This window comes from Candidatus Binatus sp., assembly GCF_036567905.1.
Classification (GTDB): Bacteria; Desulfobacterota; Binatia; order Binatales; family Binataceae; genus Binatus.
In genome coordinates, this window is record NZ_DATCTO010000097.1 from 12886 (window position 1) to 27059 (window position 14174).

A 14174-nucleotide genomic window follows, 5' to 3' on the forward strand; every position below is an offset into this window, starting at 1 on the left:
CGGGCGAACCTATGAGGCTCGGCCGCGCTTTAGCATCCGGCGCAAAATGAGACGTCCAGACATAAGAAATTTAGCCATCGTCGCCCACGTCGATCACGGTAAAACCACTTTGGTCGATGCGATGCTGCGGCAGTCGGGCGTTTTCCGCGCCAACGAGCAGGTGATCGATCGCGTGATGGATTCCAACGCGCTCGAACGCGAACGCGGCATCACGATCATGGCCAAGAACACCTCGATCCTGTGGGGTGAAACGCGGATCAACATCGTCGATACTCCGGGCCACTCGGATTTCGGCGGCGAGGTCGAGCGCACGCTGTCAATGGTGGACGGCGTGTTGCTGCTGGTCGATGCGTGCGAGGGGCCGCTGCCGCAGACGCGGTTCGTGCTCAAGAAGGCGCTCGAGTCGAAGCTGCCCGCGATCCTCTGCATCAACAAGATCGATCGCGCCGACGCGCGCGCGCCCGAGGTCCTCGACGAGGTGTACGATCTGTTCATCGACCTCGGCGCGAACGAAAGCCAGCTCGATTTCCCGGTGCTCTATACGCAGGCGCGCGCCGGCACCGCATCGCTCAGGCTCGACGACCCGAGCGAAAACCTGGTGCCGCTGTTCGACGCGATCGTCGCGCACCTGCCCGGCCCCGAAGTCGATCCCGAAGCGACGCTGCAATTCCAGGTCAATAATATCGACTACGACGATTACGTCGGCCGCCTCGCGGTCGGCAGGATCATCGCCGGCTCGATGACGGCGTCGCAGAACTATTCGCTGTGCCGACGCGACGGCAAGACCGTGGTCTGCAAGGTCGCGCACATCTATGGATGGCAGGGGCTCACGCGCGTCGAGCGTGAAACCGCCCGCGCGGGCGAGATAGTGATCGTGGCGGGCATCGAGGACATCGCGATCGGTGAAACGATCGCCGACCTCGAGAACCCGCGTCCGCTGCCGCCTATTCGCATCGACGAGCCGACCGTGGCGATGACTTTCTCGGTGAACAATTCTCCGTGGGCGGGCCGCGAAGGAGATTTTGTCACCTCGCGGAAGCTGGGCGAACGAATCGAATTCGAAGCGCGGCGCAACGTCAGCACTCGGGTCGAGCAACTGACGCCTGACGCCTGGCGGGTGATGGGCCGCGGCGAATTGCAGCTCGCGGTGATCGTCGAGACCATGCGCCGCGAAGGCTACGAGATGCAGGTCTCGAAGCCCACCGTCATCACCAAGCAGGCCGGCGGCGAGATACTCGAGCCGATGGAGATGCTGGTGATCGACATCCCGGCGGAATGTATCGGCGTGGTCACGCAGATGCTCTCGGCGCGCAAGGGCAAGATGCGCACGATGGTTACCCATGCGAGCAGCCGCGTGAGGCTGGAATACGACATTCCCGCGCGCGGCCTGATCGGGTTTCGCGGCCGATTTCTCGAAAATACCCGCGGCAACGGCCTGATGAACACGTTGTTCAACGGCTACGCGCCGTGGTCGGGAACGATTCGCTCGCGCGCCAACGGGGCGATGATTTCCGATCGCGAGGGCGTCACCACGGCTTACGCGATCTTTCATTTGCAGGAGCGCGGGATATTCTTCGTCGGACCCGGCGAGCCGGTTTACGAAGGGATGATCGTCGGCGAGTATGCCCGTGAGATAAACTTGCCGGTCAACGTCTGCCGTGAGAAAAAGCTCAGCAACATGCGCGCGTCGGGCCACGATGAAGCGATTCGGCTTTCGCCGGCGCGCATTCCGACGCTGGATGCGGCGCTGGAATGGATCGACGAGGAAGAGCTGGTCGAGGTCACGCCGAAGTCGGTGCGACTGCGCAACCGCGTGCTCAAGACGGGGCTCAGGAACAAGCATCGTGCGGGATACATCGACGGGCCGCCGGCGGAGATGGCCGAAAGCAACTGACCGCTTCGTGAGCCAGGCGGACGGCGCCACAACCGACGTGCGGATCGCGTCACGGCAATCATGAGACTGGTCCGAATCGCCGCGCTTTCCGCGCTCATTGTGGCAGCCGTGCTCGGCGTTTCGGCGGCGCTGATCGCGGTCAACCAGTCGCGCATCGTCGTTTACGTTCTGGCCTCGGTCCGCAACCGCACCGGCGTCGATATCATCCCGCGCGCCAGCTCCGTTCATCTCGGCACTCACCTGACAGTCGTCCTCGACCAGCCGCAGGTCATCGCCCGCGGGCATGAAATCGTCAAGCTGAAGTCGCTGCGCGCGCTGGTCTCGTACCATTCGATTTTATTCAGCAGCGGGCTTCCACTCTATCGGCTGACCGCGACCAATCCGGAAATCACGCTGCCTGTAGCCTCCTCCAACGCGGCCGCGGTCCCCATGCCGAGTCCAGGGGCGCAAACCATAAGCGCGCTGCAAGACGCGCTGCACGCGCTGGCGCGGGTCGCGTGGCGCGTCGACACGATCGACGCCACGGTGCGCTACGCCGACGGCGCCGAGCTTGCCAACCATGTTGGAATCATCGCGTACCGCACTCACCGGCAGCCTTTCCTGTGGCTGCTCGGGTTCAGCGGCTCGGTACTTGGATCGCCCGTTTCCGGAGCGCAGATAAGCGGGAAGATGAGTCTTGGCGCCGGAAAAAATTCGCGGCCCGGCGAATTTGCGCATGGGCAGTTGTGGACCTGGGACGTACCGCTGGACGGAATCGAGGCGGAGGGTTTCGCGTTGGCCGGCACTTTGCAGGGCAGCCTCAAGTTCTCGCTTCATGACGATGGCTCGATGACCGGCGTGACCGATGCGGGTGCGCAAAAGCTGCTGCTCAAGAGCCGGCGGCTGGCCGCGCCGTTCGATCTGGGCGACTACTCACTCCATGCCGGCTTCGACATTACCGGCGGCAAGTATGCCGTCACGCAGATTGTTTTGCGCAAGGTCAACAGGGCGGTGCTTTCCGCCGATACCGAGCTGCTGGGTCCTCAAAGCGGGAACCCGGAGCTGGGAATCCACGTTGGCGGGTTTCATTTCGACGCCGCTGCGGTCAAACAGAGACTGCTGTCGGTCCGCCATCTGCCTGCCGACCTCGTGGATATGCTCAACCGGCTCAGACCCGGCAAGATCACCGTCGGCGAAGCGACGCTCAGCGCCGCACTCGACGAGATTAAGACGGCGCCGCTCGATGCGATTCGCAAGAACCTGGTGGTCACCGGGACCATCGAGGACGTCGGTTTCACAATTCCTACGGATACGAAACTGCCGCCGGTCGAAAATCTGAGCGCCCAGCTTGGTTACGCGAAAGGCTTGCTCACGATCTCGCAAGGCACCGCGAAGTTTGGAAACTCTGCGATCCACGACCTCGTCGTCAACGCCGACCTCAGCAACGGAATCGAGGCCGCGGGCTATAAGACCAGCGTGAACGTCGACGCAGACCTCGCCGAGCTCTATCCGGCCATCGCCAAGGCGCTTGATTTTTATCAGTTGCGGGAGCGCGATCGTCTCGAACGTCTGAGCGGCCGCGTCGAAATAATTGCTACCGCATCCGGAAAGCTGAGCGCGAAGGCCCTGGTGGCGCCCAAGAACTATCAGGTCCGCGCCGATGCAACGGGCGCCGTCCTCACTATCAAGGGTTCGCCCGGACCGCTCAAGGTTTCAGGCGGCGCCATCGCCATCAAACCGGGTTCAATCAAGTTCGACCATCTGATGCTGGCGGCGACCGGCGGCGATGCGACGCTGGATGGCGCCGTGAATTTCACAGCGCAGGGCATCGCCGTGCATGATCTGACGCTGGGGCTTCATGATTTCCCGTCGGAAACGTGGCTGGCGCTGCTGGTTGATCCGTCCGACTTCGCGGTGAGCGGGGCGATTGGCGGCAAGGTCGTTGTCAACAGCGTTCCCGGCAAGCCCGGCGCGATGACGCCCGAGGGCAAGCTGACGCTCGCAAAGGGCGGCGTGAAATTCAACTTCCTGCGTTCGCCAATCCTGGTTCAGGGTGCGACGCTCACGATGCGTCACAAGCAGCTCATCTTGTCGATGCCGGGCTCGAAGCTTGAGGACCAGGCGATCAATTTCCGCATCACCGTAGCCGACTATACGCATCCGTCGATTCGAATCGACGCTGCCTTGCAGAAACTCGATCTCGAGGTGATGAACTTTGTGCGGATGCCGTGGTCGCCGGCTGCGCCGCCGATCCATTTTCCGGTTCCTTGCAGCGGGCATATCGAAGCGCGGGCGGGAAATCTCGCCGCCTTTCAGATGACCGACCTCAAGACCGATTTTACCCGCTCCCCGGCCGGCGATTGGCACGTTTATAACATGAGCGCGACCGCTTATCGCGGAAAGATGAAGCTCGATCTTGCCGGCCGTGCTCCGGACAACTGGATGCACATGACCGGCAGCGCCACCGACATGGACCCTGCGCCACTCTTCATGCTGGGCGGCAAGAACAAGCAGTCGCCATTGCTGGGTCATCTTTTTCTCGCCATCGATCTGTGGGCGAACACCGACACGAACTTCTTCGAAACGCTTGCCGGCGACATGTCGGTGACGGTCAGAGACGGAACCCTCGACAAGTTTACGCTGCTTTCGCGCCTGCTCAGTTTTATCGACATCAAGAATTGGCTGAGCGCGCAGATTCCCGACCCGCGGGTCAATGGGGTCCCGTTCAAAACGATTATCACCGATTTCAAGGGCGAGAGCGGGCTGTTCTACACCGATAATTTCGTGCTGCAGGGTCCGGTGATGGATATCACGGCGAACGGCAGCATTCAGTTCGGCGCGAGCGCGCTCGATATGCAGGTCGGCATGTTTCCGTTCGACACGGTGGATTGGGTGGTGAACCATATTCCACTGATCGGAGAACGCATCGGTGCGGGCACGGGTAAACTGCTCGCGGCGTACTTTCACGTTAGCGGCCAGGTGAGCGATCCGTCGATCACGCCGCAGCCAATCACGTCGGTGGCGGAGTTCGTCAAGAAAACCCTCGGGATGCCGATAAATATCATTCGTCCGAACACGATCAAGTGAGCCCGTCGCGGCCAGCGCTGATCGTATTTTGCCGCGAGCCCGTCGCGGATCGGAACAAATCCCGATTGATCGGAGCAATGACGGCTGCGGCCGCGGCAGCATTGTCCGACGCGTTCATTTGCGACGCGCTGGCCAAGGCAGTCTCGATCGGTTCCTCCAGGATCGTCATCGCGGCGAGCGCAGCGGGCGGGGTCGAGCGCAGCAAATACTTCCGGCGGCTCGCGCGGCGATTCGGCGCTGAACTGATCGATCAAGGTGATGGGTCGTTGGGCAAGCGGATGGCGCGGGCGCTCGAACCCTTTTCATCTTCCGGCGCGCTGTTGACAGGCACCGATACGCCTTCACTTCCCGGCGCGCTGCTCGCGGCCAGCGTCGAGGCGCTTTGCCGCAATCGCGTCGTGATCGCGCCGAGTCTCGACGGCGGCTACTACGCACTCGGCGTGCGCGGCGCGATGCCCCCGATCTTCACCGCGATCCGATGGGGCAGCGGCGGCGTGTTCGATTCAACCGTAAAGCGTCTCAAACGCGCCGGCATTCGGTACGCGCTGGGTCCGGCGTGGTATGACGTCGATCGATGGGCCGACGTGATGCTGCTGGCGGCGCATCTGCGACTGTTGGCGCGAGCGCGCCGCCGCGCGGGCGCGTCGCCGTGCCCCGCGACCGAGTCAGTTCTCAAGCGGCTTGGAGTCCTGCGCCACGATCGCTAGAGTACCCCGCAGCGCGGCAAGACGAGCGCCGATTCATGATCGAGCTGATTCTCTACACACGCAACGAGTGCGGTTTGTGCCGCGAGATGGAACAGACGATTGCGGCCGAACTTCCGAAATTCGACGCGCGTCTCCTGCGCATCGAGATCGACGGCGACCCCGGCCTCGAGGCTCGCTTCGGAGTCGAAGTGCCGGTTCTGTTCGTGAACGATCGCAAGGCGTTCAAGTACCGATGCACTCCCGGCGAGTTGCGCAAACGCCTGGCACGCGAGGGGCGGGGCTGAGATGGCGCTTCGAACGCCGCATCGGCTGAAGGCGGTGCTCGTGACCGCGGGCAGCGAGGAACAGGCCGTCTCCATCGCGCGCGCGCTGGTGGGCGAGAGGCTGGCGGCCTGCGTCAACATCGTCGGACCGGTTCGATCCATTTATAGATGGCGCGATGCGGTCGAAGACGATCGCGAATACCTGCTGATTATCAAGACTCGTGCGAGTCTTTACCTCAAGCTGGAGAAGCGTGTGCGCGAGTTGCATAGCTACGAAACGCCGGAAGTTCTGGCGTTGAATGCGGATCGCGGCTCGCCGCCGTACGTCAAGTGGCTGCTTGAATCGACCGGCCCGCTCCGCGCACCGGCGAAGAAGCGTCCGCCGAAACGCGCAACGGATCTTCGCCGGCGTTCCCGATGATCAAGATTGCGATTGCGGGCGCCGGCGCGATTACCGAACGCGCGCATATTCCGGCGCTCCGGAGTGTCGCGGACGCTCAAATCATCGCGATACAGAGCCGCACCGCCGACAAGGCCGAGCGCGTTGCACGGGCGATTTGGCCGGGGGAGGCAGACCGGCCGAAGGTCTATTCCGATTTCGAGGAGATGTTGGCGCGCGAGCGCCCCGAAGCGGTCGGAATCTTCACGCCGAACCATTTGCACTGCGAATTTACCGTAAAGGCGCTCAACGCGGGCGCGCACGTGCTGGTGGAAAAGCCGATGGCGCCGACTGCTGCGGCCGCGCACCGGATGGCGGATGCGGCGGCGAAGGCTCGGCGGGTGCTGATGGTCGCGATGCAGCGGCGCTACGGCGGAGTCGAGCGCGCGATCAAGGACGCCGTCACGAGCGGGGCGATCGGCAGGCCGCATTTCATTCGCGCGCGCCTTTCGCATGGCGGACCCGAGTCCTGGGCGCCGGGACAGAAGTGGTTCACGACGGTTTTGGAAGCGGGTGGCGGCGCGATGCTCGATCTTGGCGTTCATGTCACAGATCTTGCAATCTGGATCATGGGCGAGGTCGATTCGGTCTCGGGGCAGGTTGGCATCCTCGCCAAACAGATCGAGGTCGAGGATACGGGGGCGATGATCATGCACTTCAAGTCGGGCGCGATCGGCGTGGTCGAGGCGAGTTGGAGCAGCATGCCGGCGCTGTCGGCGATCGAGATTTACGGCAATGAGGGCAGAGTGATGGCGGGTTATCCACGCCAGGACATTTCGATTTTGAAGGCCGACGGCAGTCCGGCGCCGGGGTTCTCGCGCGACGAGGTGATGAGCCGATTCGATCCACGCGATCTGCTCGCTCCGTTTCGCGCGCTCGCGGCAAACTTCGTTGGTGCGATTCAAGGCCGGGTGAAGCCCTCGCCCGACGCGAACGACGGACTGCGCGCGGTCGAGGCGGTCGAGGCCTGCTATCGTTCGTCGCGAACCGGTACTCGAATCAGGCTGCCGCTGGATTCATAATTCACACATGTTTCGCGAATCGATCAAAAAGATGGCGGCGTATCGGCCCGGCGAGCAGCCGCGCCCGGGCCAGCGCTTAATCAAGCTCAACACCAATGAAAACCCGTATCCGCCATCGCCGCGGGTGCGCCGCGCGGTTGCGAAAGCGATGGCAGGGTCGGCGATCCGGCTGTACCCGGCGCCGCGCGCCGATGAATTCGTGGCGAGCGCCTCGCGGATCTACTCGATACCGCAAAGCATGATCATCGCGGGCAATGGCTCGGACGAGCTGCTGGCGATGGTGTTTCGTGCGACGCTGGGAAGCGGCGACACTGTGGCATATCCGGTCCCGACGTATTCGCTGTACGACACGTTGGCGCTGGTGCAGGAGGCGCGAATCCTTCACTGCCCGCTCGGCGCCGACTTCGAGCTGCCGCTCGACGCGCTCGCGCAGGCGCGCGCCAATCTCACGGTCGTGTGCAATCCCAATTCGCCGTCGGGCACCTCAACTCCGACCCGCAGCCTGGGCGCGCTGGCAAAACGCCTGGACGGCCGATTGCTGGTGATCGACGAAGCGTACGCGGACTTTGCCGACGAAAATGCGCTGGGCCTGATGCGGCGCCATCGCAACGTGGTAGTTCTGCGCACCCTGTCGAAGTCGTATTCGCTGGCCGGGATGCGGCTGGGGCTGTGTTTTGCGCATCCGCCGGTGATCGACGCGTTGCTGAAGGTCAAGGATTCGTACAACTTGAGCCGGGTCGCGCTGGCCGCAGGGGCCGAAGCGCTGCGCGACTCCGGCTGGATGCGGCGCAATGTCGCGAAAGTAATTCGGACGCGCGCTCTGACCGAGGCGCGGCTGCGCAAGCTCGGCTTCGTGGTACCGCCGTCGCAGGCTAATTTCGTGCTCGCGCGGATGCCGGGCCGCGACCTAGCGCCGGTGACGCGCGGGCTGCGCCGGGACGGAATCCTGGTCCGGCATTTCGCGACACCGCTGCTTCAGGACGCCATCCGAATCTCGATTGGAACTCCGGCCGAGATGGCCGCGCTGTTCAAGGCGCTCGAGCCGTTGGTCCGCGCAACTCCATCGAAAACGAAGCGCCGCATTGGTGCGTGAGCCGGTTGAATTTGATGGCGGCGATCAAGCGTCTGTTCGGGAATTTCCGTTTGTCCCGTCAATCCGGAAAGAAGTCCGAATCCGAATCGCGTTCATCGATTCAATGGGTGGTGGCCGGGCTGGGAAATCCCGGCGAGCAATACTCGCGCGCGCGTCACAACGCCGGATTCATGACGATCGATCGAATCGCAAAAGCGAAAAGCGTCGAACCGCGCCGGCGCAGGTTCAAAGGCGTCACCGCTGAAGTCGTGCTGGCCGGAAAGCCGGCGATACTCGTCAAGCCGCAGACTTTTTACAATCTGAGCGGTGAATGCATTTCGGACCTGCTCGGATATTTCAAAATTGCTCCCGAGCACTTGATCGTGGTGCATGACGAACTCGACCTTGAAGCGGGCCGGCTGAGAATCAAACAGGGGGGCGGCGATGCCGGAAACCGCGGCGTTCATTCAATCGCGGAGTCGCTGGGAACCACGGACTTCATTCGGGTCAGAATAGGAATCGGCCGGCCGCCGGAGAACGAAGAAAACAAGGACTACCTGCTGCGTCCGATGACCGCCGCCGAACGACAGGCGCTCACGCCGATGCTTGAGCGTGCAGCGGGCGCGGTGGAGGCGATCGCGGAGCACGGACTCGAAGCGGCAATGAATCGCTACAATCAGCGCGGCTAGAAGAGTTTCAGCGGCCACTCGAATAACAAAAAGTCTGCTAGTATAATCATTGTGTTGACTTGGCGAACGACGCCGCGCTAGAGCAATCACAGATTGGAGGCCTCGTCGCGTTGGGCGGGTAAATTTCGCGTCCCGTTCGGATGGCTGCGCTATTCGTGCAGATGCGAGAGGGGCCTGGGTTAGCCCCCGTCGGCCATACGCTTCGTGCGGTCTCATAATTTTACCTCCGGGGATAGGGGCTGCGCATGTTTGATGAAAAGAAGACCCGCTTCAGAAGAGCGGAGGAAGCTCTGCGCTTTTATTTCCGCTTGCGCGAGCTGCTTCACAGCGGACGGGCGAGGCGGTTGGTGGCGGAGGAATTGCCGGCGGATGCGTGCATGGTGGCTGCCAACGCAATCGACGACTACCAGTGTATTGGATGGTGCATGCGAGGTCTTGACGAGATCGCGCTGTGGCTGCTGAGCGAACTCTACGGGCCAAGCTGCTTCGGCGTGCGCCGGCGGACATTTTCGCACGCCTGCAAGGCAGGCAGGCTGGAGTTCCCGGACCGCGAGTTCCGGCTGCGCGAAGTCGGCATTGTCCACGAACACGCGCTCGGGGTGGTGGAACGAGGGTTGCGGAGGCTGGGCATGATCCCTGTCTGCCAACGGCAAGGCGCGCATGACCGTCGCCGCCGCATCCGGAGCGTGGGCAAGCGAGCGCACTATCAAGGCCGGCGGGCGGCTAATCGCGGATAATCCGCGCGCGGCGAGCGCGACCGCGTGGCGGGCGGGCTATTCCGCGGCGTCAATAATCCTGTACGCTTGAGCGTCATTGAAACTCCGGCGAACGGAATTGACGAAGCGGGACGTGAAAGAAAACCAGGCGAAGGAACAGGCTGCCGCGCTCGCCAGGGGCAGCAGCGAGGTCATTTCTGCGGCCGAACTCGCGGCCAAGCTCGCGCTTGGCCGGCCGCTCAGGATCAAGCTCGGGATGGATCCTACCGCGCCCGATCTGCATCTGGGTCACAGCCTGACGCTCAAGAAGCTGCGCGACTTTCAGGACGCGGGCCACACCGTGATTTTCCTGGTGGGTGACTTCACCGCGATGATCGGCGATCCCACCGGACGCTCCGAGACGCGAAAGCCGCTGTCGCGCGATCAGATCGAGCGCAACGCGGAAACCTATCGCGTGCAGGCGTTCAAGATTCTCGATCGCGAACGCACCGAGATCCGCTTCAACAGCGAGTGGATGAATGAATTGGGCGTGCGCCGCCTGATCGAGATTGCGGCGAAGGTGAGCGTCGCCCGTCTATTGGAGCGTGACGACTTCGAGAAGCGGCTCGCGGAGCAGGAGCCTCTGTTCCTGCACGAACTGCTCTATCCCGTGATCCAGGGTTACGATTCGGTCGCGCTGGAAGCGGACCTCGAGATTGGCGGCACCGACCAGAAGTTCAACATGCTGGTTGGCCGCGATCTGCAAAGGCACTTCGGACAGGCACCGCAAGCGGTGATGACGATGCCGCTGCTCGAAGGTCTCGACGGCGTGCGCAAAATGTCCAAGTCATACGGAAACTACGTCGGGCTGACCGACAAGCCCGAGGACATGTACGGCAAGCTGATGTCGGCGCCCGATCAACTGATGGTTCGATACTACGAGTTGCTGACCAAGGCGACGGCGGAAGAGATCGCGGCGGTGAAGTCGGGCGGATTGCATCCGATGGAAGCGAAGAAACGCCTCGCTCATACGATCGTCGCCGAATACCACGGCGCGCGCGCCGCGGATCGCGCCGAGCAATACTTCGAGAGCAAGCACCAGCGCCGGGAAATTCCGGCGAGCGCGCAGGTGTATCGAATCGCCGAGGATCTGTGGATTTGCGAACTGATGAAGCAGCTGCAGTTCACGCCTTCGACCAGCGAGGCGCGGCGCCTGGTGAGCCAGGGCGCGGTGCGGGTGGACGGCCACACGATAACCGACGTGAATTTTCGCTTTGTGCCGGGCGAGCACAAGGTGCTCGAAGTGGGCAAGCGTCGAGTGGCGCGGATCGAGCCCTGACGCAAGGGCAGCGCACTCAGTCTTGCCTGTTCTTCTCAGCCAGAGCCACTGCTTCGCGGAGCTTTTCCATGGTGCGGGCGAGAGCCTTGGTGTACCGCTGCTTGGTCCAGGTCTCCTTGGTCCGCATCTTGAGCCATCCAAGCTTGACCGCGTCGGGCTTGTTGCCCATCTCGCCGGTGGAAACCTCGATGATCGTGCGTTCTTCGAGGTTGAGCGAATCGAGCACTTCGCGCTTGAGGTTCTGCAGAAATCCGGACTTGAGGTCGATATCGATCTTCATCGAAAATGCACTTCCATCACCTGAGCCTAAACCATCGCATGCGTCGCCTCAACGGCTTGAGATTGGCAGGGGCGACCCCCCGCATCCGATGTTCAGAAGCGATGCGGGCGGAGTTTACCCTGAGTACTCGAAGTACCCTGTTAGAAACGATGACCGCCTACCACAAGGCGGTTGCGCGCGACGCTTTGCCAGCGGCAGCGAATTCCTCAAAGGAATCAGCGTGCCGCCAGCAAAAGGTAGTTGAAAAGTCGAAGAGCCGAAGCGCGGGTTCGGCTATTCCTCTTCGACCGCCTGGCGAATCGCGTTCAAGATGAACAGGAACTGATTAGGCGCCGAGATGCGGCCGAGCATATTCACCTTCTGCAGGACCTTGAGCTCCTGATCCGTCACCTTGTGACGCGTCAGCGTCCCGCGATCGGCCACAAACTTGCGCCATGCGTTTTCCTGCCGGGTGGCGGGCGCAGAGTCACGCTCCTTGCCGACTATCCAATGCGCCTCAGGATGCGCGAGGAGGAACAGCCGCTGCTTGTCGAGCTCGAGCGTATCCGCCAGCCGCGAGAGCAGCGAGAGGGAAGGGCGGCGGCGTCCGTTTTCGAGGTATGCGACGTGGCTGGCCTTGACGCCGAGTTTGCGTGCGAGTTCACGCTGGGTGTAGGCATAAGCGCCGCGACGCTGTTTGAGGACCTGACCGAGAGTTTCTTTTTTCATAGATCGTATTCCACCAATAGTGCCCATCGGAGTTTTGCGTAATGGATCATTCCGGTCAGATAATTGAAGCTCTGGCCGGGCGGTAGTGAAGCGGTAAAATCAAATCCACCCAACGTTCGCACGTGGCTGCGAATCTGCGCGAACGCTTGATCGGGAAGCCTGTCGGCGCGCGCGACCAAGCCCCAATCCCACTGCGTTGCGAAGATTCTGCGCGCGAGCGGTTGGGGATACCCGGCAAGGCTGACGATCGCGTCGGCCACGAGTTCCGCCGGTTGGGCCAGGTGATCGTGATGGGCGGCGTTGAAGAGATAATGAACTCCGTTGTCGGCGCGGCCGGTAACCTTCGCCGTGACATGGTGGCTCATCTCATGCATAAAGGTGGCCGAGACCGCGGCCGGATCGTGGGCGGTGTTGAGATAAATGAGCGGGCGCTTCAGTACTTTGGGGGCTTTGTCCACGTAAAAGCCTCGCAGCGCCATGCCTTCGGGTCCCCGATAGGGGTTGGCCTGAAGATGGATGCGCAGGTCTGACGAAATCGCGGCGAGATAGTCGACCGGCTTGGGCCGAAACTGTTTGCGATTTAACTCGGGCCAAATTTCCTTGATCTCGTCGATAGTAGCGCACAGCGAGTGGTAATCGAGGGTTCGGCGTATGACGCGGACGTAGTCTAGGCGCGCCAATTCCCGCACTTCCCGCTGCGGTTTTCTCCATGCTTCAAGTTCCTTGCGGCCGACTGTGTGAGCCCGGCTCAGAATCTCTTCGACCACCGCATCTACCGCGGAACTTCGCTCAGACTTCAGTTCCACAACCAACAGACTCCCATATATGAACATCAAGTGTACGGTGGCATCGGCCCGCAATGCAAGTGTCGAAAAAGAGCACCCTGAGTCATCCTTGCGTTAACATCATGACTCTGCTAACGACACTCTAAGTTAGCTAATGACCGCAGAGTTCACCATCCGCGTCATTTAGTAATCATCAGTGGCGACCATGACCAGCAGAGCCTGCCGGGATGGCACTCTCCGGGCGCCATCGAATCCGGTTCGCATCGAAAGGGGCCCCGAAGGCGAACCTAAAAAAGAGGGACTTCGCTTTTTACCAGGCCACGACCGATCTTCATACGGCTTTTTCAAGCTTCCGGCGAGGGGGGCAGGTCTCCTCGCTTCCGGGTCGTCGTCCTAGCCCCAATTCCATTCGGATATGCCGGGGAGAATTAACTCCCCGCAACAGGAGGGATGAGGGTAATGGAACTACGGCAACTCACGACGGAGCGCGAACGACGGATTTTCAGCGAACGGATGGAGGAGGCGCGTGCGAAGAAGGGCGCACGTTTTCGGGAGACGCAACGGTCGAAGATCGGCAAGATTCATCTCGAATACGGGCTTCTCTACGGGCTGTTCGAGCACGACGACGATCCCCCTGAGCAAATGATGTCGGGATTCCTGATGCACGATCTCGCCAGCTTTCCGCAAAGTTATCCGCGGCCGGACTTGAGCCATCTACCGGCGCGGTCGGTGATGGAGGGGGGAGAGCTGTGGTCGTTCGCCAAGGGCGCCGGTCTGCTGGCACAGCACGGCTCGATTATTCTGGTGGGCCTGATGCAGGTCCATGCAGTCCTGGTTTACCCGACCTTCAAGCCATGCGACCAGTCGGTCCCGTATGCACGGGCCAACTTTGTGAACGCTGGCGATCCCTTCGTGTGGCCGTACTGCGAGACGACCGACGGGGGCAAGATATGGGTGCAGCCGATGGTGCTCGAGGGCGAGGCTCTGGCGGAGTTGCTGCATGCGGTGTTCGCGCGCGGCTTCGCGACCAGCGATTCGATGCGGCGGATTCAGTTTGACAATCCGTTCCCGATCCAGCCGACGTTGTCCCGCCCTGCAATTCCAATCGGGCAGCGTCTTGCCGCGGTTGAATCGGCGGCTGCTCACGGTCACGAGGTGAACGGCGACGCGCAAGCGTAAATCAGCGATGCTCCAAAAGAAGCGGCGGCCGATCTG

General features: G+C 62.0%; 14 protein-coding genes. 11 read left to right on the plus strand and 3 right to left on the minus strand.

Going from position 1 to position 14174, the window contains the following annotated elements; translation table 11 throughout:
* Nucleotides 1–46: 46 nt before the first annotated feature.
* The 10 genes from typA to tyrS all read left to right on the plus strand — a co-directional run bounded on the left by typA (nucleotide 47) and on the right by tyrS (nucleotide 11186).
* Nucleotides 47–1894 carry a translational GTPase TypA gene (gene typA / locus VIO10_RS15040; protein ID WP_331966030.1) on the plus strand — a complete coding sequence of 616 codons (1848 nt, stop codon included), beginning with the start codon at nucleotides 47–49 and terminating at the stop codon, nucleotides 1892–1894.
* 60 nt (nucleotides 1895–1954) lie between these two features.
* Nucleotides 1955–4960, plus strand: a complete 3006-nt coding sequence (locus VIO10_RS15045) for an AsmA-like C-terminal domain-containing protein (RefSeq protein ID WP_331966033.1) — start codon at nucleotides 1955–1957, stop codon at nucleotides 4958–4960.
* Nucleotides 4957–5667: a TIGR04282 family arsenosugar biosynthesis glycosyltransferase gene (locus VIO10_RS15050; RefSeq protein WP_331966036.1), complete on the plus strand. Its 711-nt coding sequence runs from the start codon at nucleotides 4957–4959 to the stop codon at nucleotides 5665–5667. The genes VIO10_RS15045 and VIO10_RS15050 overlap by 4 nt, the downstream gene beginning before the upstream one ends.
* A 35-nt stretch (nucleotides 5668–5702) precedes the next feature.
* The gene (locus tag VIO10_RS15055) at nucleotides 5703–5951 is read left to right on the plus strand and encodes a glutaredoxin family protein (protein WP_331966039.1); all 249 of its coding nucleotides are present in this window, start codon (nucleotides 5703–5705) and stop codon (nucleotides 5949–5951) included.
* Between the two features lies 1 nt (nucleotide 5952).
* The gene (gene cutA, locus VIO10_RS15060) at nucleotides 5953–6351 is read left to right on the plus strand and encodes a divalent-cation tolerance protein CutA (RefSeq protein ID WP_331966041.1); all 399 of its coding nucleotides are present in this window, start codon (nucleotides 5953–5955) and stop codon (nucleotides 6349–6351) included.
* Nucleotides 6348–7391: a Gfo/Idh/MocA family oxidoreductase gene (locus VIO10_RS15065; RefSeq protein ID WP_331966043.1), complete on the plus strand. Its 1044-nt coding sequence runs from the start codon at nucleotides 6348–6350 to the stop codon at nucleotides 7389–7391. Before cutA ends, VIO10_RS15065 begins: the two co-directional genes overlap by 4 nt.
* A 7-nt stretch (nucleotides 7392–7398) precedes the next feature.
* Nucleotides 7399–8484, plus strand: coding sequence for a histidinol-phosphate transaminase (hisC, locus tag VIO10_RS15070; protein ID WP_331966045.1), 1086 nt, complete (start codon nucleotides 7399–7401; stop codon nucleotides 8482–8484).
* A 14-nt stretch (nucleotides 8485–8498) separates the two neighbouring features.
* Nucleotides 8499–9152, plus strand: coding sequence for an aminoacyl-tRNA hydrolase (gene pth / locus VIO10_RS15075; RefSeq protein WP_331966047.1), 654 nt, complete (start codon nucleotides 8499–8501; stop codon nucleotides 9150–9152).
* 245 nt (nucleotides 9153–9397) lie between these two features.
* On the plus strand, nucleotides 9398–9889 hold the full coding sequence (locus VIO10_RS15080; RefSeq protein WP_331966049.1) for a hypothetical protein: 492 nt from the start codon (nucleotides 9398–9400) through the stop codon (nucleotides 9887–9889).
* Nucleotides 9890–9986: 97 nt separating this feature from the next.
* A complete protein-coding gene (gene tyrS / locus VIO10_RS15085) occupies nucleotides 9987–11186 on the plus strand; it encodes a tyrosine--tRNA ligase (RefSeq protein ID WP_331966051.1) in 1200 nt (399 codons plus the stop codon).
* A 16-nt stretch (nucleotides 11187–11202) separates the two neighbouring features.
* On the opposite strand, the gene VIO10_RS15090 is transcribed toward tyrS, so the two are convergent.
* The 3 genes from VIO10_RS15090 to VIO10_RS15100 form a co-directional block, all read right to left on the minus strand.
* Nucleotides 11203–11466, minus strand: a complete 264-nt coding sequence (locus VIO10_RS15090; RefSeq protein ID WP_331966053.1) for a hypothetical protein — start codon at nucleotides 11464–11466, stop codon at nucleotides 11203–11205.
* Between the two features lie 273 nt (nucleotides 11467–11739).
* Nucleotides 11740–12174: a helix-turn-helix transcriptional regulator gene (locus VIO10_RS15095; RefSeq protein ID WP_331966055.1), complete on the minus strand. Its 435-nt coding sequence runs from the start codon at nucleotides 12172–12174 to the stop codon at nucleotides 11740–11742.
* Nucleotides 12171–12980: a hypothetical protein gene (locus VIO10_RS15100; RefSeq protein WP_331966057.1), complete on the minus strand. Its 810-nt coding sequence runs from the start codon at nucleotides 12978–12980 to the stop codon at nucleotides 12171–12173. Before VIO10_RS15100 ends, VIO10_RS15095 begins: the two co-directional genes overlap by 4 nt.
* Before the next feature lie 438 nt (nucleotides 12981–13418).
* Here VIO10_RS15100 and VIO10_RS15105 point away from each other — a divergent pair, with 438 nt between their 5' ends.
* Complete coding sequence (locus tag VIO10_RS15105) at nucleotides 13419–14138, plus strand: hypothetical protein (RefSeq protein WP_331966059.1); 720 nt, start codon at nucleotides 13419–13421, stop codon at nucleotides 14136–14138.
* Nucleotides 14139–14174: the final 36 nt, after the last annotated feature.